Annotated in this window: 5 protein-coding genes; 1 reads left to right on the forward strand and 4 read right to left on the reverse strand. The window is 54.3% G+C overall.

Annotated elements, in window-relative coordinates; all coding sequences use genetic code 11:
* Window positions 1-145 precede the first annotated feature (145 nt).
* The 4 genes from K7B09_RS12790 to K7B09_RS12805 all read right to left on the reverse strand — a co-directional run bounded on the left by K7B09_RS12790 (window position 146) and on the right by K7B09_RS12805 (window position 2190).
* Entirely contained in the window at window positions 146-448 is a 303-nt protein-coding gene (locus tag K7B09_RS12790; protein ID WP_223629851.1) for a hypothetical protein, read from the reverse strand.
* Between the two features lie 17 nt (window positions 449-465).
* Window positions 466-879 (reverse strand): hypothetical protein, encoded by a 414-nt coding sequence (locus K7B09_RS12795; RefSeq protein WP_223629852.1) that lies wholly within the window; start codon window positions 877-879, stop codon window positions 466-468.
* A gap of 70 nt (window positions 880-949) precedes the next feature.
* On the reverse strand, window positions 950-1219 hold the full coding sequence (locus K7B09_RS12800; RefSeq protein ID WP_223629853.1) for a hypothetical protein: 270 nt from the start codon (window positions 1217-1219) through the stop codon (window positions 950-952).
* A 365-nt stretch (window positions 1220-1584) separates the two neighbouring features.
* On the reverse strand, window positions 1585-2190 hold the full coding sequence (locus K7B09_RS12805) for a hypothetical protein (protein WP_223629854.1): 606 nt from the start codon (window positions 2188-2190) through the stop codon (window positions 1585-1587).
* A gap of 339 nt (window positions 2191-2529) precedes the next feature.
* Between K7B09_RS12805 and K7B09_RS12810 the strand changes: the two genes are divergently transcribed.
* Window positions 2530-2751 carry a hypothetical protein gene (locus tag K7B09_RS12810; RefSeq protein WP_223629855.1) on the forward strand — a complete coding sequence of 74 codons (222 nt, stop codon included), beginning with the start codon at window positions 2530-2532 and terminating at the stop codon, window positions 2749-2751.
* Window positions 2752-2859: the final 108 nt, after the last annotated feature.

Raw genomic sequence — 2859 nt, forward strand, 5'->3', positions numbered from 1 at the left:
TTCTCAGGAATTTGTGTTGGAACCGTGCTCTGTGAGCAGGCTGCAAGTAGGGGCAGTAGAAATATGCAAGCGCGAGATTGATTCATGGCAAACCTAACACCTGAGTTAAGCCGCGCCGCGAAGCGGCGTCGGCTTGGACGAATTGTTAGGTGCGTTGCCACGGCGAGCCGAGCGGATAGCTCTGGAGTGCTGCGATGAAGCTTGCGCGCCAAGTTGGCTCATCAAGGTGGTCACACCAGGTAACAAGATTATGCACCGGCTCAGTGAGGCTGGCGGGCGAGTTGGCCCCGTAGGCCAGGCGTGCACAAGCAGTCGCTAGCTTTTCAAGTCGTGTCAGCGTGTGCTCGTCGGACGCGGCGGTTCCGGCTGCGATCTGTTGCAGCAGCTCGTCGGCCGCCGATTGGGTCGTGGCCAGTTCTTCGTTCCAATTAGCGAAGATCACCATCAACGTACCTAACACCTGAATTAAGCCGCGCCGCGAAGCGGCGTCGGCTTGAATGAATTGTTAGGCGCGAAAGCCCGTGAACTTGCCCAGATAAGCATGGCAAGCGCAAATAGGTTGAGTGCCAGTTGCCCAGAATCAATCCAGCCAAGGCCAATGTTGAAATTGAAGCCGAGAGTGAATGACCACTGGAATGACGGCGTGAGCACATGCACCAGTTGGACAAAGTAGAAGGCAATGGCCAGGTAGGCCGCCCACAACTTGCGGTAAAACCAGCCGAGACCTGCAGCAATACCTGCGACGGCGAGAACAAGGTTGGCAGCAATGAACACAACGGGGTAGCCGATTTGGGATGCAACCCAGAAAATCCACAGGATTCCAAGTGTCCCGTGCGAGAGAGTGATCCCAGCGATGGCTTTGTCTTGTTTGGTCAGCACTGAATTCTCCATTCGCGCCTAACACCTGAATTAAGCCGACCCGCGAAGCGGGTTCGGCTTGAATGAATTGTTAGGCGCGTCCGCCACGATACTGATGTCTTGCGAAAATGGAGCCGCCAAGAAGAGCAAGAAGAAGGCCTGCAAATGTTCCGTAGTCGTACAGGAATCTCTCACGCTGCGTAATGTAAGCGATCTTTCCGTGGTTGTTGAACTCAACGACTTGGCCAGTCTCTGCAATTGGTTGTGCAGGGCGATTCTTAGAAAGATGGGTTGCGATCGGTACCGACGAGAACCACGCCAGTAGTCCGATGATGACCAATGTGACTGCGAAAACTCTCATTGAGCGCCTAACACCTGAATTAAGCCGCGCCGCGAAGCGGCGTCGGCTTGAATGAATTGTTAGGCGCCTGCCGCACGCCACAACAGATATACGATTGCTGATGCTACAGCCAAAGTGACTAGCCCGATACCACATGCCGCGTCTGCAGAGATTTGCTTTGGTAACAGTTGTCTCGACCGGCTTTTGGATTTCTTGCGCCTGCTGAAGTCCCAAGGTTCAACACTGTAGTAGCCAAGGGAGATTATTGGGACGACCGCCCAACCAATGAGGTAGCCGAGACCATAGAACACGATCTCAAAGGCGCCACGGAACAGGATCTCTGTTAGCAAGCTCGCGGGCATGTCTGATGGCGCCTAACACCTGAATTAAGCCGCGCCGCGAAGCGGCGTCGGCTTGAATGAATTGTTAGGTGGCGTCTCCATGAGCGTGAACTTGACACCGTCTGATGCGAGTTCGGCTGGAGTGAGCCACAGAATTGAATCGTGCGGAGTTCGACTGCCTTTGGCGATTAGGCGTTCTGAGAAGCCGGCATGGCGCAACATGTCGTCTGCGATATTCCGGCGAGCAGCGGCAGCAATTTTTTCAAGCGCGCCGGGAGCTTGTTTTACTGGAATCCCGGCATGAAGCCCAAGGCGAGCTTTTGGGGTGAGTTCTCGGCGATCTGTTGCGGCCCAAAGGGCGACGCAAGCGCTGGCGCATTTTCCGCCAACGCGAATGGCAATGCCATGCGCGTTCAAAAGTTGGGAAGTGCGTTTTGCTACTAGGCTTTTCCCGCCGGGACTCTCGATATATACGCGTTTCAAATTAGGGCTTCTGGCGATGGCCCTTCTCATTTCAGCTTCAAAGCCATCAGTGATGCGCCCGAAGACCATGAATTGACCTAAAGGCTCGGCAGCAATGATCTTGAATTGCGGCTCGGATGCAACTGATGGAGTTGCAAGAAATGCGAGCAGGATTGCAAGAGTCTTCAAAAGCCACCTAACACCTGAATTAAGCCGCGCCGCGAAGCGGCGTCGGCTTGAATGAATTGTTAGGCAGAGGATATGCCCGAATCTGTGCACCCGCAAGCTGCGACAACACATAACGAAACAAGAAGCACTGCATCCGTGCGAAACAGGGAGAGGCTAAGGCTCTTGCAGCCGAAGCAGTAAACGCCGCCAGCTTGGAACCTCCCGTAGCCACCTGTCCAACGCGAAATCACTCAAGCGCGACGCGGTGAAACAATGCGAAATAACAAACAGCAAGAGCGCAAATTGCTTTTTCCCCCGCCTAACACCTGAATTAAGCCGACGCCACTTGTGGCGTTCGGCTTGAATGAATTGTTAGCCGTCACGGCGGCTACGGAGAAGCGCATGTACTGGACTATCAAACAGAACTGGGACGGGAAGTTGTGGCCGAGGCTGTGGCCGAACGAGCGCTACGCATGGCGTCAAATCGAACAAGAAACTGGGAACAAGCGCAAGTGGATCGAAGAAAACTGCGACTGGACGTTAGTGCAAGTCGAATTGAAGGAAGTGACAGCTAACGCCTGAATTAAGCCGCGCCGCGAAGCGGCGTCGGCTTGAATGAATTGTTAGGCCCATGACATGACAGCAGTTGCTCAAGCTGATGCCACGCGGCTAGAAAACGCTTGGCGTCTT

Origin of the sequence: Thermomonas beijingensis (assembly GCF_020034655.1) — a bacterium.
GTDB classification, from domain to species: Bacteria; Pseudomonadota; Gammaproteobacteria; order Xanthomonadales; family Xanthomonadaceae; genus Thermomonas; species Thermomonas beijingensis.